General features: G+C 57.6%; 23 protein-coding genes. 9 read left to right on the top strand and 14 right to left on the bottom strand.

Annotated features, from left to right (window positions below; translation table 11 throughout):
• Positions 1–64: 64 nt before the first annotated feature.
• The 7 genes from rhaD to rhaM all read left to right on the top strand — a co-directional run bounded on the left by rhaD (position 65) and on the right by rhaM (position 7,173).
• A complete protein-coding gene (gene rhaD / locus ACLEXF_RS23415) occupies positions 65–895 on the top strand; it encodes a rhamnulose-1-phosphate aldolase (RefSeq protein WP_004203662.1) in 831 nt (276 codons plus the stop codon).
• 81 nt (positions 896–976) lie between these two features.
• Entirely contained in the window at positions 977–1,963 is a 987-nt protein-coding gene (rhaS, locus tag ACLEXF_RS23410) for a rhamnose ABC transporter substrate-binding protein (RefSeq protein ID WP_004203661.1), read from the top strand.
• A gap of 145 nt (positions 1,964–2,108) precedes the next feature.
• The gene (locus tag ACLEXF_RS23405; RefSeq protein WP_004203660.1) at positions 2,109–3,620 is read left to right on the top strand and encodes a sugar ABC transporter ATP-binding protein; all 1,512 of its coding nucleotides are present in this window, start codon (positions 2,109–2,111) and stop codon (positions 3,618–3,620) included.
• On the top strand, positions 3,617–4,624 hold the full coding sequence (locus tag ACLEXF_RS23400) for an ABC transporter permease (RefSeq protein WP_074195334.1): 1,008 nt from the start codon (positions 3,617–3,619) through the stop codon (positions 4,622–4,624). The genes ACLEXF_RS23405 and ACLEXF_RS23400 overlap by 4 nt, the downstream gene beginning before the upstream one ends.
• Positions 4,621–5,625, top strand: a complete 1,005-nt coding sequence (locus tag ACLEXF_RS23395; RefSeq protein WP_080841804.1) for an ABC transporter permease — start codon at positions 4,621–4,623, stop codon at positions 5,623–5,625. Before ACLEXF_RS23400 ends, ACLEXF_RS23395 begins: the two co-directional genes overlap by 4 nt.
• Before the next feature lie 88 nt (positions 5,626–5,713).
• Positions 5,714–6,862 (top strand): lactaldehyde reductase, encoded by a 1,149-nt coding sequence (gene fucO, locus ACLEXF_RS23390; protein ID WP_135699646.1) that lies wholly within the window; start codon positions 5,714–5,716, stop codon positions 6,860–6,862.
• Complete coding sequence (gene rhaM, locus ACLEXF_RS23385) at positions 6,859–7,173, top strand: L-rhamnose mutarotase (RefSeq protein ID WP_017899830.1); 315 nt, start codon at positions 6,859–6,861, stop codon at positions 7,171–7,173. Before fucO ends, rhaM begins: the two co-directional genes overlap by 4 nt.
• Positions 7,174–7,295: 122 nt before the next feature.
• Here the strand turns inward: rhaM and ACLEXF_RS23380 are convergent, their stop codons facing one another.
• The 5 genes from ACLEXF_RS23380 to ACLEXF_RS23360 form a co-directional block, all read right to left on the bottom strand.
• On the bottom strand, positions 7,296–7,889 hold the full coding sequence (locus ACLEXF_RS23380; RefSeq protein WP_074377662.1) for a maltose acetyltransferase domain-containing protein: 594 nt from the start codon (positions 7,887–7,889) through the stop codon (positions 7,296–7,298).
• A gap of 51 nt (positions 7,890–7,940) precedes the next feature.
• Entirely contained in the window at positions 7,941–9,206 is a 1,266-nt protein-coding gene (locus ACLEXF_RS23375) for an MFS transporter (RefSeq protein WP_004203654.1), read from the bottom strand.
• 41 nt (positions 9,207–9,247) lie between these two features.
• Positions 9,248–11,371 carry an alpha-galactosidase gene (locus ACLEXF_RS23370; RefSeq protein WP_004203653.1) on the bottom strand — a complete coding sequence of 708 codons (2,124 nt, stop codon included), beginning with the start codon at positions 11,369–11,371 and terminating at the stop codon, positions 9,248–9,250.
• Positions 11,372–11,485: 114 nt separating this feature from the next.
• The gene (locus ACLEXF_RS23365; protein WP_004203649.1) at positions 11,486–12,481 is read right to left on the bottom strand and encodes a substrate-binding domain-containing protein; all 996 of its coding nucleotides are present in this window, start codon (positions 12,479–12,481) and stop codon (positions 11,486–11,488) included.
• Between the two features lie 90 nt (positions 12,482–12,571).
• On the bottom strand, positions 12,572–13,120 hold the full coding sequence (locus tag ACLEXF_RS23360) for a helix-turn-helix domain-containing protein (RefSeq protein WP_002882865.1): 549 nt from the start codon (positions 13,118–13,120) through the stop codon (positions 12,572–12,574).
• A 99-nt stretch (positions 13,121–13,219) separates the two neighbouring features.
• Between ACLEXF_RS23360 and ACLEXF_RS23355 the strand changes: the two genes are divergently transcribed.
• Both ACLEXF_RS23355 and ACLEXF_RS23350 read left to right on the top strand, forming a co-directional pair.
• A complete protein-coding gene (locus ACLEXF_RS23355) occupies positions 13,220–13,879 on the top strand; it encodes an AzlC family ABC transporter permease (protein ID WP_032431168.1) in 660 nt (219 codons plus the stop codon).
• Positions 13,879–14,202: an AzlD domain-containing protein gene (locus tag ACLEXF_RS23350; protein ID WP_043521891.1), complete on the top strand. Its 324-nt coding sequence runs from the start codon at positions 13,879–13,881 to the stop codon at positions 14,200–14,202. The genes ACLEXF_RS23355 and ACLEXF_RS23350 overlap by 1 nt, the downstream gene beginning before the upstream one ends.
• On the opposite strand, the gene ACLEXF_RS23345 is transcribed toward ACLEXF_RS23350, so the two are convergent.
• The 9 genes from ACLEXF_RS23345 to fdhD all read right to left on the bottom strand — a co-directional run bounded on the left by ACLEXF_RS23345 (position 14,199) and on the right by fdhD (position 20,628).
• Positions 14,199–14,792 carry an AAA family ATPase gene (locus tag ACLEXF_RS23345; RefSeq protein WP_004203646.1) on the bottom strand — a complete coding sequence of 198 codons (594 nt, stop codon included), beginning with the start codon at positions 14,790–14,792 and terminating at the stop codon, positions 14,199–14,201. The two genes, ACLEXF_RS23350 and ACLEXF_RS23345, sit on opposite strands and share 4 nt — an antisense overlap.
• The gene (locus tag ACLEXF_RS23340; RefSeq protein ID WP_004203645.1) at positions 14,789–15,226 is read right to left on the bottom strand and encodes a PTS sugar transporter subunit IIA; all 438 of its coding nucleotides are present in this window, start codon (positions 15,224–15,226) and stop codon (positions 14,789–14,791) included. The genes ACLEXF_RS23345 and ACLEXF_RS23340 overlap by 4 nt, the downstream gene beginning before the upstream one ends.
• Positions 15,227–15,235: 9 nt before the next feature.
• Positions 15,236–15,505: a hypothetical protein gene (locus tag ACLEXF_RS23335; protein ID WP_064183871.1), complete on the bottom strand. Its 270-nt coding sequence runs from the start codon at positions 15,503–15,505 to the stop codon at positions 15,236–15,238.
• 59 nt (positions 15,506–15,564) lie between these two features.
• Positions 15,565–16,407 carry a class II fructose-bisphosphate aldolase gene (locus ACLEXF_RS23330; protein ID WP_049115286.1) on the bottom strand — a complete coding sequence of 281 codons (843 nt, stop codon included), beginning with the start codon at positions 16,405–16,407 and terminating at the stop codon, positions 15,565–15,567.
• Entirely contained in the window at positions 16,394–17,761 is a 1,368-nt protein-coding gene (locus ACLEXF_RS23325) for a PTS sugar transporter subunit IIC (RefSeq protein WP_004203642.1), read from the bottom strand. The genes ACLEXF_RS23330 and ACLEXF_RS23325 overlap by 14 nt, the downstream gene beginning before the upstream one ends.
• Entirely contained in the window at positions 17,754–18,068 is a 315-nt protein-coding gene (locus ACLEXF_RS23320; protein WP_004203640.1) for a PTS sugar transporter subunit IIB, read from the bottom strand. Before ACLEXF_RS23320 ends, ACLEXF_RS23325 begins: the two co-directional genes overlap by 8 nt.
• 11 nt (positions 18,069–18,079) lie before the next feature.
• Positions 18,080–19,060: a 6-phosphofructokinase gene (locus ACLEXF_RS23315; RefSeq protein ID WP_004203638.1), complete on the bottom strand. Its 981-nt coding sequence runs from the start codon at positions 19,058–19,060 to the stop codon at positions 18,080–18,082.
• 390 nt (positions 19,061–19,450) lie between these two features.
• Complete coding sequence (locus tag ACLEXF_RS23310) at positions 19,451–19,663, bottom strand: YdgH/BhsA/McbA-like domain containing protein (protein ID WP_004203637.1); 213 nt, start codon at positions 19,661–19,663, stop codon at positions 19,451–19,453.
• A gap of 128 nt (positions 19,664–19,791) precedes the next feature.
• On the bottom strand, positions 19,792–20,628 hold the full coding sequence (gene fdhD, locus ACLEXF_RS23305) for a formate dehydrogenase accessory sulfurtransferase FdhD (RefSeq protein WP_017899836.1): 837 nt from the start codon (positions 20,626–20,628) through the stop codon (positions 19,792–19,794).
• Positions 20,629–20,702: the final 74 nt, after the last annotated feature.

Genomic DNA, 20,702 nt, shown 5'->3' with positions numbered 1-20,702 from the left:
CCCCTGTGGGGAGAGGGTTAGGGTGAGGGGCTACCCCCACCGAATTAACAGGAAAGACAAGACTATGCAGACCATTATCGACGCCTGGTTCGTCCAGGGAATGATCAAAGCCACCTCCGACGCCTGGCTGAAAGGCTGGGACGAGCGCAACGGCGGCAACCTGACGCTGCGTCTGGATGAGGCGGATATCGAACCTTACGCGGCGGATTTCCACGCTAAACCCCGCTATATCGCCCTCAGCCAGCCGATGCCAACCCTGGCCAACCAGCCGTTTATCGTCACCGGTTCCGGCAAATTCTTCCGTAATGTCCAGCTCGACCCGGCCGCTAACCTTGGCGTGGTGAAAGTCGACAGCGACGGCGCGGGATACCATATCCTGTGGGGTCTGACGGAGGATGCGGTGCCGACCTCCGAGCTGCCGGCACACTTCCTGTCGCACAGCGAGCGCATCAAACTGACCGACGGCAAGGACCGGGTGATCATGCACTGTCATGCCACCAATCTGATCGCCCTGACCTACGTCCTGGAGAACCACAGCGATCTGTTCACCCGTAAGCTGTGGGAAGGTAGCACCGAATGTCTGGTGGTCTTCCCGGATGGCGTCGGCATTCTGCCGTGGATGGTGCCAGGCACCGATGAAATCGGCCAGGCGACTGCGGAAACCATGCAAAAACACTCGCTGGTGCTGTGGCCGTTCCACGGCGTCTTCGGCAGCGGCCCAACCCTGGATGAGACCTTCGGCCTGATCGACACTGCCGAGAAGTCCGCCGAAGTGCTGGTGAAAGTTCTGTCCATGGGCGGGATGAAGCAGACCATCACTCGCGAAGAGCTTATCGCTCTTGGCAAACGCTTCAACGTCCAGCCGCTGCAGTCCGCGTTAGATCTTTATCCATAACAACATCGCGCCCCGCTCACCGAGACGGGGCGAAGCCTCACCTGCAAACCCTACAAAACTGACTCATGTGGAGTAAAAGCAATGAAAACAAAGACAAGCTTGATCCTCACCGTTGCCGCCCTGGCGTTGTCCGGTTCCGCCTTAGCAGAAGTTAAAATCGCCCTCGTGGCGAAATCGCTGGGAAATGGCTTCTTCGAAGCCGCCAACGTTGGCGCCCAACAGGCCGCCAAAGAGTTAGGTGATGTCAAAGTGATCTACACCGGCCCGACCACCACCACCGCCGAAGCGCAGATCGATGTGCTGAACGGGTTGATCGCCCAGGGGGTGGATGCGATCGCCATTTCCGCCAACGATCCGGACGCGGTGGTACCGGTGCTGAAAAAAGCGATGCAGCGCGGCATCAAAGTGGTTTCCTGGGACTCCGGCGTGGCGCCGGCAGGCCGCCAGATCCATCTTAATCCTTCCAATAACGCCTTAATTGGCGAGACCAACGTCAAGCTCGCCGCCGATGCGCTGAAGGCGCTGAACGTGGAGAAGGGGGATGTGGCGGTGTTAAGCGCCACCCCGACCTCCACTAACCAGAATATCTGGATTGAGGAGATGAAAAAGGTGCTGCCGCAGTATCCGTCCGTCAATCTGGTGACCGTCGCCTACGGTGACGATCTGTCGGATAAAAGCTACCGCGAAGCGGTGGGCCTGCTGAAATCATATCCGGACCTGAAAGTCATTGTTTCGCCGTCATCGGTGGGGATTGTTGCCGCCGCGCAGGCGGTGAAGGACCAGGGAAAAATTGGCAAAGTCTATGTCACCGGGCTGGGGCTGCCGTCGGAAATGGCCGGCGCGATCAAGTCTGGCGCCAGCAAAAGCTTCGCCATCTGGAACCCGATTGACCTCGGTTACGCCGCCACCTATCTGGCCGACGATTTAGTCAAAGGCACGGCGACCAAAACCGAAGCCAGTATGGGCAAGCTGGGCAAAGTGAAGCTGGACGCCGAAGGGAATGGCGCGATGGCCGAGCCGTTTGTCTACGATGCGAGCAACATCGATAAGTTCTCGAAAATTTTCTAACCCTTGTTTCCTCACCCCGGCCCTCTCCCAGAGGGAGAGGGGGAACGGCTGGCCCTCTGCGCGATGCGGCCTGCGGGCGCCGGACCATTCCCTTTCCCCTTTGGGGAGAGGGTTAGGGTGAGGGGCGATTTTACGGAGAACTATCATGTCAGCATCAACACCACTGCTGTCGCTGAAGGGGATCACCAAGATTTTTCCCGGTGTGCGCGCCCTTGAGAACGTGCAGCTCGATCTCTGGCCCGGCAAAGTGACCGCCCTCATCGGCGAAAACGGCGCGGGGAAATCCACGCTGGTCAAAGTGATGACCGGTATTTATCAGCCCGAAGAGGGGGAGATCCTCTATAAAGCGATTCCCATTCATCTGCCGACGCCGGAGTCGGCGCACAAGATGGGGATCACCGCCATCCACCAGGAAACCATACTGTTTGACGAACTTTCGGTCAGCGAAAACATTTTCGTCGGCCAGTATCTGTATAAGGGACTGCTCAAAACGCTCGACTGGCCGGCGATGCACCGCCGGGCTGGTGAGATCCTCGCCCGGCTGGAAGTCCAGATCGACCCGCGGGCAACGTTAAAAACGCTCAGCATCGCCCAGCGGCACATGGTGGCGATTGCCCGGGCGCTGGCTTTCGACGCCCAGGCGGTGATCCTCGATGAGCCGACCGCCGCGCTTTCCCAGCATGAAATCCTGGAGTTTTATCACATCGTTGAGCGTCTGAAGCAGGACGGCAAAGCGATCCTGTTTATCTCGCATAAGTTCGATGAAATTTTCGAGCTGGCCGACTATTACACCATCCTGCGCGATGGGGTGTACGTCAGCTCCGGGATGATGAGCGATATTACCGAAGAGCGGATGGTGTCGATGATGGTGGGCCGGGCGATCAGCCAAACCTACCCAAAAGTCGACTGTACCCCAGGGGAAACGGTGCTGGAGGTCAACGATCTTTGTCATCCTACCGAGTTTGCCGATATCAGCTTCAGCCTGCGCAAGGGGGAAATTCTCGGCTTTTACGGCCTGGTGGGCGCCGGACGCACCGAGCTGATGCAGGCGCTCTCCGGCGTAACGCATCCCTCCTCCGGCGAGATCCGACTGAACGGCAGCCCCATGCGCTTTCGCCAACCCGCCGACGCTATCCGCGCGGGCATCGTCTGCGTACCGGAAGAGCGACAGAAACAGGGGGCGATCATCGCCCTGCCTATCGCCCAGAACATCAGTCTGCCGCAGCTGAGCAAGCTCAATCCTAACGGCGTCCTGAACGACGCCCGGGAATGGCGGCTGGCGGACGAGTACGCCTCGCGCCTGCAGGTTAAAGCCTCCAGCTGGCGGCAGCCGGTGGAGACCCTCTCTGGCGGCAACCAGCAGAAAGTGGTGATCGGCAAATGGCTGGCGACCCAGCCCGAGGTGATCATCCTCGATGAGCCGACCAAAGGCATCGATATCGGCTCAAAAGCCGCTGTGCATCAGTTTATGTCCGAGCTGGTCAGCCAGGGGCTGGCGGTGATTATGGTCTCGTCAGAGCTGCCGGAAGTGATGGGCATGGCCGACCGGATTATCGTGATGCATGAAGGGCTGATGGTCGCCGAGTACCGGGCCGGGGAAGCGACGGCGGAAACCATCGTTAGCGCCGCCAGCGGCATCGGCCAGGAGGCAGCATGATGGGACACGCATGGCTGAAGCATCGCGAAGCGCTGCTGGCGCTGGTCATCATTTTGATGATCGGCGCCATTGGCAGCCGGGCGCCGTCGTTCGTTTCACCGGGTAATCTGGTGGAGATGTTTAACGATACCGCCATCCTTATCATTCTCGCCCTCGGACAGATGATGGTGCTGCTCACCAAAGGCATCGATTTGTCGATGGCCGCCAACCTGGCGCTGACCGGGATGATCGTCGCCCTGCTCAATGCCCATAATCCGGGTATTCCGGTGGTAGCGCTGCTGGCGCTGGCAACCCTGCTGGGCCTGCTGATGGGGATGATTAACGGCCTGCTGGTCTGGCGCCTCGGCATTCCCGCCATCGTGGTGACCCTGGGCACCATGAGCATTTATCGCGGCATTATCTTCCTGCTGACCGACGGCGGCTGGGTTAACTCACATCAGATGAGCGCTGATTTTCTCAGTCTGCCGCGCAGCACCCTCCTGGGATTGCCGCTGCTGAGCTGGTGCGCCATCGCCGCGCTGCTGCTGGTGGGTTACTTCCTGCGCTACAGCCGCACCGGCCGGGCCTTGTATACCGCGGGCGGCAACGCGACGGCGGCGTATTACACCGGCATTAACGCCGGGAAAATGCAGTTCGTCAGCTTCTGCCTCTCCGGCGCGCTGGCTGGCTTCTGCGGCTATCTGTGGATCTCGCGCTTCGCCGTCGCCTATGTCGATGTGGCGAACGGCTTTGAGCTGCAGGTGGTCGCCGCCTGCGTGATCGGCGGTATCAGCACCATGGGCGGAAGCGGACGGGTACTGGGCTGCCTGTGCGGCGCGCTGTTCCTCGGGGTCATCAATAATGCCCTGCCGGTGATCGGCATCTCGCCGTTCTGGCAAATGGCGATTTCCGGGGCGGTGATCGTCATGGCGGTGTTGCTTAACGAGCGCGGCAATCGCGGTCACGGGCGGTTAATCCTGCGTAACGCGGCGTTAGCCCGACAGAAACAGGCGGTAAAATCATGAGCAAGATGATGGTATCTGAAGAGATGAAAAACGCCCCGGCCGCGCCGTCGCCGCTGCGCCGCCTGCTGTGCTGGGAAGGGTTTTTACTGGCGGTCACCCTGGCGGTATTTATCGGCAACGCGGTGGCTTCCCCGTACTTCCTCAATATCTGGAACCTCTCGGACGCGACCTTTACCTTTACCGAGAAGGCGATCGTCGTCCTGCCGATGGCGATGCTGATTATCGCCCGGGAAATCGATCTGTCGGTGGCCTCGACGATGGCGCTCAGCTCAACGGTGATGGGCTTCTGCGCGGCAGCGGGGATGGGCACCCCGCTGCTGGTGGTCATCGGCCTGGGCGTAGGTCTGCTGTGCGGCCTGTTCAACGGCTTGCTGGTGACTCGCTTTAACTTGTCGTCCATTGTGATCACCATCGGCACCATGAGCCTGTATCGCGGCATCACCTATATCCTGCTGGGCGATCAGGCGCTCAACCACTACCCGGAGAGCTTTGCCTGGTTCGGCCAGGGGTACGTGTGGGGGGCGCTCTCTTTTGAGTTTGCGCTGTTTATCCTCCTCGCGGCTGCCTTCACCTTCCTGCTGCATAAAACCAACTTTGGCCGCCGAACCTACGCCATCGGCAATAACCCGACCGGCGCCTGGTACTCCGGGATCAACGTGAAGCGACATAACCTCGCGCTGTTCGCGCTGGTCGGGCTGATGGCCGGGCTGGCGGCGATCCTGTTGACCTCACGGCTCGGCAGTACCCGCCCCACTTTGGCGATGGGCTGGGAGCTGGCGGTTGTCACCATGGCGGTGCTCGGCGGCGTCAATATTCTTGGCGGTTCCGGCAGCATGCCCGGGGTGATCATCGCCGCCTTTCTGATGGGGCTGGTGACCTTCGGCCTGAGCCTGCTGAACGTCCCCGGCATCGTGATGTCGGTGATTATCGGCGCGATGCTGATCGTGGTGATCTCCCTGCCGATTATGGCCCGGCGGATGCTGCAGCGAAGACGATGTTAATTTCCCCCTCGCCCTGGCCCTCTCCCAAGGGAGAAGGGCGGGGTGAGGGGAAACGGATTTCCCAAAATCAACATTAAGGAGAATTATCATGAGTTTTATGTTGGCACTACCTAAAATCAGCCTCCACGGCGCAGGCGCTATCGGTGATATGGTCAAGCTGGTAGCGGGCAAACAGTGGGGCAAGGCGCTGATCGTCACCGACGGTCAACTGGTGAAGCTGGGCCTGCTGGACAGTCTGTTTTCCGCGCTGGATGAACAGCAGATGGCTTATCAGCTGTTTGACGGCGTGTACCCTAATCCCACCGAAGCGCTGGTGCAGCAAGGCTATGCGGCGTACCAGGCGGCCCGCTGCGATTACCTGATCGCCTTCGGCGGCGGCAGCCCGATTGATACCGCCAAAGCGATAAAAATCCTCACCGCCAACCCAGGCCCCTCCACCGCCTACTCCGGCGTCGGCAAAGTGAAAAACGCTGGCGTGCCGCTGGTGGCCATCAACACCACCGCCGGCACGGCGGCGGAGATGACCAGCAACGCCGTGATTATCGATAGCGAGCGTCAGGTAAAAGAGGTGATTATCGACCCGAACCTGATCCCGGATATCGCCGTCGACGACGCCAGCGTGATGCTCGACATCCCACCAGCCGTTACCGCCGCCACCGGCATGGACGCCCTGACCCACGCCATCGAGGCCTTTGTCTCCGTTGGCGCCCATCCCCTGACCGACGCCAACGCCCTCGAGGCCATCCGCCTGATCAACCTGTGGCTGCCGAAAGCGGTAGACGATGGGCACGATCTGCAGGCCCGCGAGCAGATGGCGTTTGGCCAATACCTGGCGGGCATGGCGTTCAACAGCGCCGGTCTCGGGCTGGTACACGCCCTGGCCCATCAGCCTGGCGCCACCCACAACCTGCCGCACGGGGTGTGCAACGCCATCCTGCTGCCGATCATCGAAAACTTTAACCGCCCGAACGCGGTGGCGCGCTTCGCCCGCGTGGCGCAGGCGATGGGTGTCGATACCCACGGCATGAGCGATGAAGCCGCCAGCATGGAGGCCATCAACGCCATTCGCGCGCTGAGCAAACGCGTAGGGATCCCCCAGGGCTTCAGCCAGCTTGGCGTCAGCAAAGCCGATATCGAAGGCTGGCTGGACAAAGCGCTGGCCGACCCGTGCGCGCCGTGTAACCCGCGCCCCGCCAGCCGCGATGAGGTACGCGAGCTCTATCTGGAGGCATTATGATCCGCAAAGCCTTTGTGATGCAGGTTAACCCTGACGCGCACGAGGAGTATGCACGTCGCCACAACCCCATCTGGCCGGAGCTGGAGGCGGTACTGAAAACGCACGGCGCGCACCACTACGCCATTTATCTCGATAAAGAGCGCAACCTGCTGTTCGCCACGGTGGAGATTGAGTCGGAAGCCCGCTGGGAGGCGGTCGCCAGCACGGAAGTGTGCCAGCGCTGGTGGAAATACATGCGCGAGGTGATGCCCAGCAACCCTGACAACAGCCCGCTGAGCGCGGAGCTCAAAGAAGTGTTTTATCTGGCGTGAAACCCCGCGACGCCGGAGAGTACCTTCCCCGGCCTCCCCCCATGCGGGCTGGAGGCCGGTTCAACGGCGATAATGCAAAACAGGGGACACGATCCTTTACGCTCCCCTGTTTCTCTCGTCCATCATCCGGGGAAAAGTGCGTATTTGTCTTTATCCGCATCGGTAATTTCTCTTAATACCCGGCAAGGTACGCCAGCGGCAACCACATTCGCCGGTATAGAGCGATTTACCACACTGCCCGCGCCTATGACTGAATTCTGGCCAATCGTTACCCCGGGATTAATAATCACCCCCGTGCCTAACCAGACCCCATCTTCAATCACTACCGGTAATGAAAACTGTTGATGCGTATGGCGCAGCACGGGGTGGATGGGATGCCCGGCGGTGGAGATAGTGACATTTGGCGCAAACATAACGTTATTGCCGATGATAATGTCCGCATCGTCGACCAGCGTGAGGTTAAAATTGGCATAAAAATTATCACCAATCGTCGTATGGATCCCATAGGCAATATTGATCGGCGGCTCTATCCAGCATTGTTCGCCGACTTTCGCGAACATGCGCTGAATAATATCGTTGCGCAATTCCTGATTAAACGGATGCGAATGATTATATTCATAGGCCCGCGCTTTACCCATCAGCCGCTGCTCCGGCAAGCCATATCCTGCATCCAGGTAAAGCTCACCGCTGTTCATACGTTTTTTCATATCCATCATGACATCTTCCTTCTCTGTCAGGCACCACCCTGTGCCACGGAATGTTGATAATTAAACGGTCATCGCATTATCGCGCAGCGGCTCACTTTTCGCCTTGCCCGCTAACGTAAACGCGGATATTAAGGTGACCGTCAGGGCTATTCCGCCGAGGATCATATAGGTCTCCTGGAAGCCGATCCGATCATACATATTGCCGGCGAAGGCGGAGAGGAAGATCGCCGCCACCTGTTTGGCGAACTGGAAGCCCACCAGATAAATGGTCGCCGACAGCCGGACATCAAACACGCCGGTGATGTATTTAAAGGCGCCCACCAGCAGGAACGGCACTTCCAGCGCATGGAGCATCTTCAGCGCCACCACTTCCGCGGCGGTGGTGGCGAAGGAAGAGCCAATCATTCTGGCCGCCATCACCATCCCGGCGATCAGCAGGGTATTCTTCGCTCCGATGCGGTTAATAATCCACGGCGAGCTGAACATAATGATGGCGTTACATATTTCTCCCGCGGTGGTGGCGAAACCAAAGGCACGGGTGCCTGCTTCCGGGGTCGCAAAGAACGATTTGAAGAAGGTGGCGAACTGCTGATCGAAAACGTCATACACGCAGGCTACGCCGATAACATACAGAATAAACATCCACATCTTCCGCTGACGGAACATGCGCACCGCCGTTTTTAAATCGATCGCCGGGCGATTGGCACCGAGCGAGTCCATTACCTGCGCGGACTGACTGGCCTGCGGTTTGGCGATAGCCACCAGCACCACCAGCAGCAGCGCGGCGGCCGACCCCATCCAGAACACCCATTCGGGATTAATGCTGAACAGCATGCCGGCGGTGGTGGCGCACAGCGCCCATCCCAGACAACCAAAGGTGCGCGCCTTGCCGTATTCAAACCCGCTGTTGCGGCTTACCCGTTCGATATAGGCCTCCATCGCGCCGGCGCCTGCGGAGAATACAAAGCCGATATAGGCGCCGCCGCTCAGCGCCCCGAGCCAGATGTTGGTTTTCAGCAGCGGCGCGAAAACATAGAGGAAGAAGGGAGCAATCAGCACCAGCAGAACGGTCACGATCCACATCAGATGTTTTTTCAGCCCCAGCTTGTCTGAAATCACCCCGAGAACCGGCTGGAAACAGATGGCGAACAGCGACAGGCTGGAGAAAACGAGGCCGGTTTCAGTTTTATTCAGGCCGATAACATCCGACAGCCAGATCGGCAGAAACGGAAAGCAGGTGGCCATGATGAAGAAGTAGAGAAAGAAGAACAGCCCGAAAATCCAGAAGTTGGGGTTGTTTTTGTGGGTACAGACGGTCGGGTTCATTATATTTTCCTCAAGAAGGGCCGCGACGCGGCCCGATACCATCACACGCGTTGCAGGCCAATCAGAATGGCGCTTTCCGGGTCGAGGATGGGCAGCGCCAGCCCCGCCTGCTGTAGCCACTCACCGCTCACCGTCTGCGGCGTCGTCATCCATGCCGGCAGCTTCCGCATGGTGTGGCCGCCCTCGCCGGTGATCTGAATGTTCGGATGATCGAGGAGCGTCACCTGATAGCGGGCGCTCGCCTCCAACCCCGCCAGGCGCAGCGGCGCCATCAGGGTGTAGTCCGGCATCGCCAGCTGGCTGACGAGGAAAATCGCCTGCGCTTTATCCGGGCTGACGACGCCATGAGCAAGGGTGGTGGCGTCCGGCATATCCATCCGCCACTGCACGCCGTGATGGATCACGTCGCGCCACTGCTTATGCAGAGCCGCGTATTTCCTATACCCGGCGCGCTCTTCTTCATCGGCGCTCACTGGATCCAGCTCAAGCCCCATATGACCGAACAGCGCCGTCAGGCCGCGGAAGGCGATACTGTGCTGGCGGAAGGTGGCATGACAGTGGCGATTACCGATATGCGCGCCCATCACCTCCGGCGGGAAGAAGTAGCTCATGCCGCGCTGGATGGTGTTGCGCTCAAGGGCGTCATTGTTGTCAGAAGCCCAGAAGCGATGGCTGCGCTTGAGGACTTCATAATCGATACGACCGCCGCCGGAGGAGCAGGATTCAAATTCAATATGCGGGAAGCGGGCCACCAGCGTATCCAGCAGGCGGTAGAACTGGCGAGTCTGCGCATCGGCGGCGGCTTTGCCGTTATGGCCCGGCTGCACCAGCTCACGGTTCATATCCCATTTCACGTAGTCCACCGCGTGTTCGCCCAGCAGCCAGCTCATCCGCTCCAGCAGATAATCAAAGGCTTCCGGAATATTCAGGTTCAGGACAAACTGATGACGCCCGGGAAGCGGCGTATAGCCCGGAAGCGCCAGCACCCAATCAGGGTGTGCCCGATACAGATCGGAATCCGGGTTAATCATCTCAGGCTCCACCCAGATACCGAACTCCATCCCCAGCGATTTCACGTGGTTGATAACCGGCGTCAGGCCGTGGGGGTATTTTTTCTCATCGAGATACCAGTCGCCGAGCGCCGCCCAGTCGTCGTTGCGTCCTTTAAACCAGCCGTCGTCAATGATAAAACGCTCCACGCCCAGGGCCGCCGCTTCATCCGCCATGCGCATGATGTAGTCCGGATCGTGGTCGAAATAGATCCCCTCCCAGGTGTTGAGATGCACCGGGCGCGGCTTGTTGCCCGGGAAGCGAATAATCCGTTCGCGCAGATAACGATGGAACTGCTGGCTCATGCCGTTCAGCCCGTTCGCCGAGTAGCTGGCATACAGGTACGGCGTCCACAAGGTTTCCCCTTCCGCCAGCGCCATTTCGCCCGGCAGATAGAGCGCCTCGGCCTGCAGATAGCGACGGCCATCGGTTTTCACCTCCGCCCGCAGGCGATGATTACCGCTCCAGGCCAGATGCACGCCCCAGACTTCACCCTGCATCTCGCTAAAGGCGTGGCTGCCAGTGATCAGGGCCGGGAAATGTTCGTGAGAGGTGCGCCCGCGGCGGTTCTCCAGCACAAAGCTGTCGTGCTCCAGGGTCAGGCGGTGAGGCTGAAACTCGCGGATCCAGCGGCCATGGAAAGCCATTACCTCACGAGCGCGTTCGGCGACCGGCAGCGTGACCGCCAGGCGATCCACCTGCCATGGGCTGACGCGCAGATTGGTCACGCCATGGCGCACGCTCAACACACCGCTGGCATCCAATGCGATCTCGCTGTACAAACGCAGGCCGGCATGCGGGTCTTCGCTGACCAGGGTTAGCGTCTGGCCCTCGTGCCGCACTTTGCTGGTGGCGAAAATCGGCGAGGCATCCAGCCCCTGGCGATGGCCTTCAATGCCCGGCGCGCCAAACAGACCATGGCCCAGTTCCGCCATTAAAGTGACCGGGGAATCGACATCGAGGCGGCCATTGGCGACCGGTCGCGTCAGGCTGTCGGCATCCTGCGGCGAAAAGTGGCTTAAATGCGGCCCCCAGTAGATAATTTCGGCGAAAGGGCGGGCTTTGATCACCACGTCAACCGTTGCGCTTTGCAGGCGTATAATCGAATCTGACATTAGACATCTCCATATCAAGGAATGTCTTACTGTTGATCCGAAACGTTTCGGACGCCAACCAAAACGTTTCGGATCCGTGATCGAGTTCAGGAAATTAATCTGTGGAGAGAAGTATCAGGCGGTTTCGCCGGGAATGAATTCGGGCTGCCAGAGCACCTGAAGCGAGGTCAGATCTTCGCCGGCAATTAAGCGGCGGACCATCGTGGCTATCTGGCGGCCCACCCCCTGTCGGGTGGATTGAACCACCGCGCCCACCGGGGTGTCGATGATGCTATCCTGCGGCAAACCGTCGTAGACCACCAGTGAGACGCGATCGGCGCCGGTAAGACGTCCGAGCTGAGCCAGGGCCATCGCCGCGCCGTCGCCATGGGTATTGCAGTCGGTGACAATCGCCGTTGGCGGTTCAGGCAAGCGCAGCAGCTCCATCGTTGCCTGAAACCCGCCGCGGCGGGTGGGCGGCACGCTGCGCAGCCAGGTTTCCGCCAGGCCCGCTTCGCGCAGCGCTTCCAGGTAACCGTTGCGGCGTTGGGTAATAAACGCCTGATTATTATTTTCGCTCAGCAGCGCGATGCGCCGGTGCCCCTGGCTAATCAGATGACGGGTGGCGCGATACGTGCCCGCCTGGTTATCGAAATCAAACCAGGCGTAGGGCTGCGGCAGGCGGCTACGGCCCAGCGCGAGAAAAGGAAAGCCGGAAGAGAGCAGCTGAATCAGGCGCGGGTCGTCGTCCAGGGTATGCGCGACGATCAGCGCATCGACGCGACGGCTCTGCACCATGCGCATATAGCCGTGTTTATCGGCCTGTTCATCATCGGCGATCAGCAGTAAATCAATCTCATAGCGCGCCAGCTCGTGGCTGATTTCTCCCACCATTTCGAGAAAGACGTTGTTATTCAGCGGCGCGGGGCGCACGGGGAAAACGAGGCCAACGGCGTCGATTTTGCCCATTTTCAGGCGACGCGCGAACGTGTTTGGCCGATATCCGCGACGCTGCGCTTCAGCCTCCACGCGAGCACGGGTCTCCTGCGACACATCATCATAGCCGTTTAACGCGCGGCTGACGGTCGTTACCGAGATCCCAAGTTCTTTAGCAATGGCTTTCAGCGACATAGGTATGCCTGTCTTCGCGGAAGAATGCGGCTAGTGTCCCGCAATACGGCTATGGCGTCCAGCGAGAGCGCGACGCCCGCCGGTGCGATGTCAGTTTTGCTCAGCGATCAGCAGGGCCTGCGTATCCGGCTCCAGGGCCTGAAACACATGCTCCTGATCCGCCGGATAGCAGATATAGTCGCCCTCGCCGAGCTCTTCCGGCGCCGACGTCAGCCCTACCCGCGCCCGCCCCTGGGTCACGATAATATGTTCCACCGAGCCTGGCGGATGCGGATGCGAAATGCGGTCGGCGCCGGGCTGGGTGAGCAGCAAATAGATGTCCCGACGCGCGCCGGGTGGACAGGCGGCCAGCAAAATAGCCTGATAGTTCGCCTGCTCCGCCACCACTTTTGTCCCCTCGCCGCGGCGGATCACCTGCGTTTTGTTCACCTGCGGCTCAAGCAGCCTGGCAAATGGAATATCCAGCGCTACGCAGAGCGACCACAGCGTTTCCAGACTCGGATTACCGTTGCCGGACTCCAGTTGCGATAGCGTGGATTTTGCGATACCCGCCCGACGCGCGACTTCCGCCAGCGAAAGCCCGGTCCGCGCCCGCTCCCGCACCAGACTTTTGGCGATAACGCTGATTGGCTGTGTCATACCCGCCCCTTGTTTTTTATATCGAACGATTTGTTCGCCTTGAAAAACGATCATTATGTGTTCATTATAATGGAAATTCGTTCGATATGGCTAAGTGATATGAAACAAACTCTCTCCAGTCTCAGCGGAGACACGATAAAAGCGATTGTTTTAGTTTGCCTCGCCGTCGGGGTGGTAGGCATGTCCTATGGGTCGCTGGCGGTGGCTTACGGCTTCCCCTTATGGGTGCCGCTCGTACTTTCGGTGTCCGTGCTGGCGGGCGCCTCTGAATTTATGTTTATCGGTATTGTCGCCAGCGGCGGTAGCCCGCTGGCCGCCGCCGCCGCCGGCCTGTTAGTCAACGCGCGCCATATCCCTTTCGGGGTGACCGTGCGCGAACTGGTTGGTCGGCGCGCCTTAAGCTTTATCGGGTGCCACATTATGAACGACGAGAGCGTGGTCTTTGGCTTGTCGCAGCCCACCCCCGCGCAGCGCAAAGCGGCCTACTGGCTGTGCGGCGCCGGCGTAGCGCTGATCTGGCCTTTGGGTACGCTCACCGGCGCCGCCGTCGGCAAACTGCTGCCGGCGCCGGAAACCATCGGGCTTGACGCGGTCTTCCCGGCAATCCTGCTGGCGCTGGTGATCCCGGCCTTTAAAAACCGTACCACGCTGATCCGCGCCGTCAGCGGCGCCGCGCTGGCGCTTGCTGCCGTGCCGTTTGCGCCTACCGGGCTGCCGGTGCTGCTCTCGTTGTTTGGTTTACTGTCGAGGAAAAAATAATGGGCAATATGACGCTGTTTATCGCCGGTATCGCCATCCTGTCGCTGGGAACCTATCTGATGCGTCTTGGCGGCGCGAAGCTTGGTAATCGGCTGGCATTTTCCGAGCGCTCGCAGGCGCTGCTTTCCGATGCGGCGACGGTGCTGCTTTTTTCCGTCGCCCTGGCCACCACTTTCTATGAAGGCGCGCATTTCGCCGGCATAGCGCGCGTTCTGGGCGTGGCTGTCGCTGTATTTCTCGCCTGGCGCAAGGTGCCGCTGATCGGCGTGATTATCGCCGCGGCGGTGGTGACGGCGCTGCTGCGGCTGGCGGGTATGTCCTAGGACGGGTAGGCGTAATTCGCCAAACCGGTACGTTGTCCGCTAATTGTACCTTCAAGCCAGTGAATAACCGCCGTTATCTCCAGCGGGCGCTGCTGGTCTATCGTCAAAAGGGGCCCTAAAGACATGGGCTGCGCGCGCCCGGCCAGCTGGGCCAGCTCCGGCAGATACTCTTCGCCGGGGTGGCCCGGCGGCCGCGTCGCCAGCCGCGAGGCATAGCGCGCGACCGCCAGCTCGGGGGAGATATGGTTCCAGATCTCAATCACCTGCTCCACGCCCGCCTGCCGCAGCAATTTTTGCAAGGTCTCCCGCGGCTGAAAGCCGAACCAGGCGTCGATCAACCAGACCATACTGGCAGGCGACGCGCCGACAATCGACCAGATCACCTCATACGCCGCACAGCCCAGCTGGCGATTCATTGGCCGGTCGACCGGAGCCAGACGCGCCATAAACGGCTCTTTGATGCCGTCGATCGTCAATACCGGCAGGCTGAAGGTCTCCGCCAGCAAACGGGTGATGGTACTCTTCCCCGAGGCCGGAATGCCGTTGATTAAAATAGCCGTTTTGCAGACTGGGGTCAGATGTCTGTTCATAGTAACGCGACAACCTCCTCCCGGCTGCGGGCCATCCGCAGTTTGGCCATCGTGTCATTGTTATCCAGCAGCGCGACGATGGAGCGGATCCCCTCCTCGATATGCGCATTGCTATCCCGGGCGCCAAACATAATGACAATGTCGGCTTTTTCACTGTCCGCAAAAGGAATCGGCTTTTCCAGCAGCACCAGGCTAAAGCAGTTGCGTCTGACGCCGCACTCGGGTCGGGCATGGGGGATAGCAATACCTTCATCGAAGACGTAATAGGCGCCATGGTTCAGGGTATTGTCGATCACCGCCTGGCTATATTCCGTCGAAATAAAGCCTTTTGCCTCCAGCGGGCGGGCAGCCAGCTTTATTACCCGCTGCCAGTCGGACTCCACAACGCCAACCTGAATGGCATCGGCCTCAATAAGCAGTTCTTTTATGGTCATTCTGTATTCCTAAATATTGCGGCGAATAATATTGCGTAAATTATCAATCTGCAGAAACAGCGTATCAATATTCTGCCGGTGGGTGGTGCTTTTGGCATATATGGATAGCGCCCGGTTGTAAGTCAGCATCAATGTTTTTTGCACCTCGCTATTGCCAGGCTGGCGCTGTAGTTCGCCTTCCAGCCTGGCAATCTCCTCCGCCAACTGACGGGACTGTTGATCATAATCCTGCAGCGGGGTTTGCTCTTTTTTCCACAACGTTTTCAATGATTCAAACATAGCAAGTTCCCTCCCTGGCGGAAGACAGGGCAACGAAATAGAGAGTGACGGAGAAAACGTTATTTAAATAACGCCATTTTTTCCATTAAGACTTCAGTGACAGCCTGGTTGGCGGGAATTAAGAATTTCCGTACGCTGTCATTCACTTTCCCTTTCTCAAACGTCGTTTTACAGCGGTCAACCCACTGCACGTTCATTTCCGTCCCGACGTTCACTTTATTAATCCCTTCGGTGACGGCCAGCCGCATATCCTCATCGCTGACGCCGGTACCGCCGTGCAGCACCAGCGGCACGCCGGTCGCCGCGCTAATCTGTTTCAGCCGCTGGTGCTGTATCTGCGCTTTACCGGTGTAGAGGCCATGCACAGTGCCCACCGAGACGGCCAGCATATCGACCTGGGTCTCCTCCACAAAGCGTTTCGCGTCTTCGACGGTGGTAAAACAGATATCTTCCGCCGCCACCGCTTTTCCATCCTCTGACCCACCGATCGCCCCCAGTTCGCCTTCTACCGTAATATTGCGCGGGCGGGCCATCTCCACCACTATTCGCGTATTACCGATATTTTCCTCAAGGCTTAAATGTGAGCCGTCGTACATCACCGACGAAAAGCCCGCGTTCATTGCCGTCTCGATGGCCTTAATATCTGAGCAGTGGTCAAGATGCAGACAGGCTGGAATATTTTCACTGTCCGCTAATGAACGCACGGCGTCGACCAGCAAACGATAGCCGAGGTACTCCGCGGTCCCGGTTGAAATTTGGATCATTAACGGGCTGTTGCTGTTTTGCGCGGCTTTGAAAAACGCCGGCAGCATCTCAATACAGTGCAAGTTAAACGAGCCAATCGCTTTAAAATTTCTCGCTTGGGCAATTTTTAAAATCTCATTGAAATTATACAGACTCATGAACATTTTCCCCTTTCGGCTTAGCGGATTTCCCGTTGACAAACCATGCCAGTGCGGCGACAAACACAATAAATAAGGCGACAAAGAGCCAGTTATTCTGGAAGGCGTGGCCTAATACCAGACCCGAGCTGATGACGTCAGAGTCGCTGAAGGTGACGCCCGTAAAGCCATAGCTCTCCAGCATGGGCACCAGAATGGCCGGCAGAAACGTGATAAACAGGCCGTGAATAACCCCGCCGATCATCGCCCCGCGGCGTCCGCCCAGCGCGTTGCCAAAAACCCCTGCCGTGCCGCCGGCGAAAAAGTTGGTTAACAGCCCGGGGAGGATCATCGCCAGACCGAACATCGGGAAAACCAGCATGCCGATAATCGAGCCGACGGTCGTCGCCAGAAATCCGACAATCACCGCATTCGGCGCATAAGGAAACAGTACCGGGCAATCAAGAGCCGGCTTCGCATCCGGGACAATACGCATCGCGATACCGCGAAAGGCCGGCACCAGCTCATTGAGCAATAAACGCACGCCGCTATAGAGGACAAAGACCCCGGCGACAAACTGAATGGACTGCATAAAGGCATACATCAGGTAGTTAATCCCGCCGGAGAACTGCGCGATGTACTGGGGGCCCGCCGCGATAGCCGGGATGAGATACATCGGCACCATCACCACCGCCATGGCCAGATAGGTATCCTGCAGAAACTTAAAGTTATCAGGCAGCTCGAGATCTTCCGTGGAGCGGGAGCCTTTGCCGACGACCTTTGCGACGGCGGCCTGCACCAGATAACCAATGGTACAGAAGTGCCCCAGGGCCACGTCGTCAGATCCGGTAATGCGCCTGACCACCGGCTGCGCCAGGGCCGGCATTAACACCGCCATCACGCCGCCGAAGATGCCCCCGGTTAAAATCAGCGGTACGCCAGTGAGCCCGGACTTATAGCCAATCACGGCGCCGATCGTCGCCATCCACAGCAGCGCCTGGCCGGTCAGGAAAATATATTTAAGCGGCGTCAGACGGGCGATAATAATATTGACGGCAAAGATCACCAGCAGCGTCAGCGCCACTTCCGAACCTAATTCCCGATTCGCTAACCCGGCGATGGCGGCCACATCGGTAATATAGCCTTTCATGCCAAATCCCTGGGTGAAGATATCGTTCAGAAAGGTTAGCGTGGCGACAATGATGTTGATCCCCGCCATCATAATTAAGAAGCCAAGCAGCGTTTTAAACGTCCCTTCCGCGGTTTTGCCCGGCGATTTCTTTTGCAGGATCAGGCCAAGCATGGCAATAAAAGCAATAAGAATGGATGCCTGGCCAAGTAAATCCTTAACGATAAACGCCACGAAGCTATTCATAATCAGCCACCTTCAGATGACGTTCTTTTAAGAATGCGACGATCTTGGTTTCAATTTCCTCTTTATCCGTAAGCTTATTGAGCACCACGACGCGTTTAATTTCCTCTTCAGTAGCATCGGCGGTTAAGATGTCGGCAAAGGTTTTTTGCGTCAAAATCATATCCGATTTAAAGGCTCCGGCTTCGGATACGGTGGTGTGTTCAATATGAGCGGGAATTTCCAGCTTTTTTAAAACTGCCTTCGCCGTCATTTCAATGGCAAAGCTTGAACCGAGGCCGCAGCCACATACGCATAAAATTTTCAGCATGGAGGGTCTCCTCAAATAATATTGAGTTGCTTGGCAAGTTTATAATGATGTCCTTCAGTATCGACCAGACGTTTTTTCATACTGACTAAATCAATCGGAATAGGTTTGTTACTGGAATTAATTATTATGGCTTTATTTTTCATACCTGACTGAATACAGCGAACCACTTCACTGGCCATAATGGTGCCCTGATAAATCTCTTCACAGGTCGGGTCACCGCTGCGTAGGCCATAACCGACAATCGTTTTACGGATTCGGACGCCGATTTGCGGTTCCAGCTGTTTGATCATGGTATCAATCGCTCCCTGAAAGCCGGGAGAGTATTCTTTGGTGTAGCCTTCTGAGCAGAGGATAACGACGCTGTTCTGCGTGCTCAGCTTCCGGGTAATCCGCTCCGCAAGCATGGCCAGCGGCATCTGCGCCTCCGGGATCAGGGCAATATCCGCATTGCATTTAATGGCGGACTGTAACGTTAATTCTCCACAATAACCTCCTAATATCTCAACCATAAAAACCCGCCCCGGCAGCGCTCTTCCGGTATTTCTTAAACGGGAGACTTCTTTAATAATCTGCTCGCAGGCCGTGGAAAAACCAATCGTATAATCACTGCCATACACGTCATTATCGATAGTCATTCCCACGCCAAAGCAATTAATATCAAATTCACTTAGGGTATTGAGAAACTGCAGGCTGCCGTCCCCCCCGGCCATAATAAGCACGTCAATACGCAGCGATTTCAGTTTTTTAGCAATCATTTCATATTCGCTGCGCTGTAGTTTGCGACTGGTTCGTCCGGAGGTAATGATCGGCACCGCGGTAATGGAGAAATCAACCAGATCGCGCCACGCGATATCCTGATGATTTTTCTCCAGCAGGCCAGGAATACCGCCATTAAACAGCGTGATGTCGGCATCAGCCTGCCTGGCAATCTGGAATATAAAATTATTCATTCCCGAAACATCCCCGCCGCTAATAACGATGCCAATTTTCATGACGCCTCCTCGCTCATTTGCCTGACGACATTTTTCCCTGACTGCAACACTTGTATTTGCAATGGAGATCACATAATGCGTATTAAATTACGTACATGAATAGTTGACAGTCGCAACGGCGGGTTTATTTTTGTGACAAAGATCGCACATGCGAAGCGTGTTCTTCATCGCTTTTCCTTTTTAATATCTTTATATTTCATAGCGTTAAAATATCGAGATATTCAACAATGAAGATGTTTCATTGGCGGTAATAATGGGGAGTTAAGAAAAGAACGGAAACGTGAGTACTGCCACATTTTTTTCGCGGCGGTGGGGAATAGTGACTGTTTTTTGCCGAAACGGAAACGAAAAAAAGCGCCCTGAGGCGCTCTTTCGACAGTAGCGTTACGCTTATTTGTTCAGTTCGGCAGTCATATGCACGCGGTTGCCGGTAAACGCTTCGGTAATTTTGTAAGACGACGCGCCTGCTGCCTGGGCCTGTGCGGCGATTTTCGCTTCCGCGCCGTCCATCGTTGCAGCGGTAGCGGTGACGGTTTCAGCGGCGAAGGAAGCAAAAGAGGCGGCCATAGCGATTACTGCGACAAAAGTTTTGATGCTTTTCATGATATAAACCCTTTCATTTAGTTGTTTAGATAAGGCGTTGTGCCTTGATGTGTTAAATAGTAGCCCGCACATCACCAAACAAAAAGCGGAAGGATTTGCTGTCATTATTCAAATTTACTGATTAACTTTTAACCCGCGATCAAACGCTGCGGGTGGGTGTAGATCGTCGCCCTGCCCGGCTTGCAAAAGCCCACCAGCGTCAGGTTGCAGCGCTCGGCGACCTCCACCGCTAAGGTGGTGGCTGCTGATACCGCGAACAGGATCTCGACCCCGCACATCGCGGCTTTCTGCACCATTTCATAGCTGGCGCGGCTGGAGACCAGCGCGGCGCCCTGCTGCCAGCCCTCGCCGATTTCCGCCCGCCGGCCCAGCAGTTTATCCAGCGCCACATGCCGGCCGACGTCTTCAAAACCGCCCGCCAGTTCGCCCGTCGACCGGACCCAGGCGGCCGCGTGGGTACAGCCGGTGAGTCGGCCGACCGGTTGAAAGTCGTTAAGATGCGCCAGGGCCTGGTCGAGATTGGCGATATCGAACGTCTGAGTGAACGGCAGCGGTTGAACCGGCTTACCAATATCATTGAGCTGCTCGACGCCGCAGACCCCGCAGCCGGTGCGCCCGGCCAGCGCGCGACGCCGGGCTTTGAGCCCCATAAAACGCCGGCTGGAGAGTTCAATCTGCACCTCAAGGCCGTTGCATACCGACACCACGTCCATGCCGAAAATCTCCCGCCGATGCTCAATAATCCCTTCGGATAAGGAGAAGCCGACGGCGAACTGCTCCAGGTCTTTCGGCGTGGCCATCATCACCACGTGGGAGATACCGTTGTAGACCAGCGCGACCGGTACCTCTTCCGCTAACTCATCTGGCTGAGGATGTTGCAGATCCTCGCGCTTCCAGAGGGAGACCTGGCGATATCCTGTGACATTCGTCACATTTTCGATTTGTTCGAGAGGCTTCTTGTTCACTTTGCTTTAACCGTATTGGAACAGGCATACACACAATGTGGTATTCTGTTTTTATCCCTTCAGGAATGAGGGAA

It is taken from the genome of Klebsiella pneumoniae complex sp. WS1778, assembly GCF_049472055.1.
GTDB lineage: Bacteria > Pseudomonadota > Gammaproteobacteria > Enterobacterales > Enterobacteriaceae > Klebsiella > Klebsiella quasipneumoniae.
Note: the sequence above shows the minus strand (reverse complement) of the source record. Positions and strands in the feature narration are given on the sequence as shown.

Coding starts and splice junctions, on each gene's coding strand:
- rhaD (WP_004203662.1), top strand. CDS start 65: ATGCAGACCATTATCGACGCCTGGTTCGTCCAGGGAATGATCAAAGCC.
- rhaS (WP_004203661.1), top strand. CDS start 977: ATGAAAACAAAGACAAGCTTGATCCTCACCGTTGCCGCCCTGGCGTTG.
- ACLEXF_RS23405 (WP_004203660.1), top strand. CDS start 2,109: ATGTCAGCATCAACACCACTGCTGTCGCTGAAGGGGATCACCAAGATT.
- ACLEXF_RS23400 (WP_074195334.1), top strand. CDS start 3,617: ATGATGGGACACGCATGGCTGAAGCATCGCGAAGCGCTGCTGGCGCTG.
- ACLEXF_RS23395 (WP_080841804.1), top strand. CDS start 4,621: ATGAGCAAGATGATGGTATCTGAAGAGATGAAAAACGCCCCGGCCGCG.
- fucO (WP_135699646.1), top strand. CDS start 5,714: ATGAGTTTTATGTTGGCACTACCTAAAATCAGCCTCCACGGCGCAGGC.
- rhaM (WP_017899830.1), top strand. CDS start 6,859: ATGATCCGCAAAGCCTTTGTGATGCAGGTTAACCCTGACGCGCACGAG.
- ACLEXF_RS23380 (WP_074377662.1), bottom strand. CDS start 7,889: ATGATGGATATGAAAAAACGTATGAACAGCGGTGAGCTTTACCTGGAT.
- ACLEXF_RS23375 (WP_004203654.1), bottom strand. CDS start 9,206: ATGAACCCGACCGTCTGTACCCACAAAAACAACCCCAACTTCTGGATT.
- ACLEXF_RS23370 (WP_004203653.1), bottom strand. CDS start 11,371: ATGTCAGATTCGATTATACGCCTGCAAAGCGCAACGGTTGACGTGGTG.
- ACLEXF_RS23365 (WP_004203649.1), bottom strand. CDS start 12,481: ATGTCGCTGAAAGCCATTGCTAAAGAACTTGGGATCTCGGTAACGACC.
- ACLEXF_RS23360 (WP_002882865.1), bottom strand. CDS start 13,120: ATGACACAGCCAATCAGCGTTATCGCCAAAAGTCTGGTGCGGGAGCGG.
- ACLEXF_RS23355 (WP_032431168.1), top strand. CDS start 13,220: ATGAAACAAACTCTCTCCAGTCTCAGCGGAGACACGATAAAAGCGATT.
- ACLEXF_RS23350 (WP_043521891.1), top strand. CDS start 13,879: ATGGGCAATATGACGCTGTTTATCGCCGGTATCGCCATCCTGTCGCTG.
- ACLEXF_RS23345 (WP_004203646.1), bottom strand. CDS start 14,792: ATGAACAGACATCTGACCCCAGTCTGCAAAACGGCTATTTTAATCAAC.
- ACLEXF_RS23340 (WP_004203645.1), bottom strand. CDS start 15,226: ATGACCATAAAAGAACTGCTTATTGAGGCCGATGCCATTCAGGTTGGC.
- ACLEXF_RS23335 (WP_064183871.1), bottom strand. CDS start 15,505: ATGTTTGAATCATTGAAAACGTTGTGGAAAAAAGAGCAAACCCCGCTG.
- ACLEXF_RS23330 (WP_049115286.1), bottom strand. CDS start 16,407: ATGAGTCTGTATAATTTCAATGAGATTTTAAAAATTGCCCAAGCGAGA.
- ACLEXF_RS23325 (WP_004203642.1), bottom strand. CDS start 17,761: ATGAATAGCTTCGTGGCGTTTATCGTTAAGGATTTACTTGGCCAGGCA.
- ACLEXF_RS23320 (WP_004203640.1), bottom strand. CDS start 18,068: ATGCTGAAAATTTTATGCGTATGTGGCTGCGGCCTCGGTTCAAGCTTT.
- ACLEXF_RS23315 (WP_004203638.1), bottom strand. CDS start 19,060: ATGAAAATTGGCATCGTTATTAGCGGCGGGGATGTTTCGGGAATGAAT.
- ACLEXF_RS23310 (WP_004203637.1), bottom strand. CDS start 19,663: ATGAAAAGCATCAAAACTTTTGTCGCAGTAATCGCTATGGCCGCCTCT.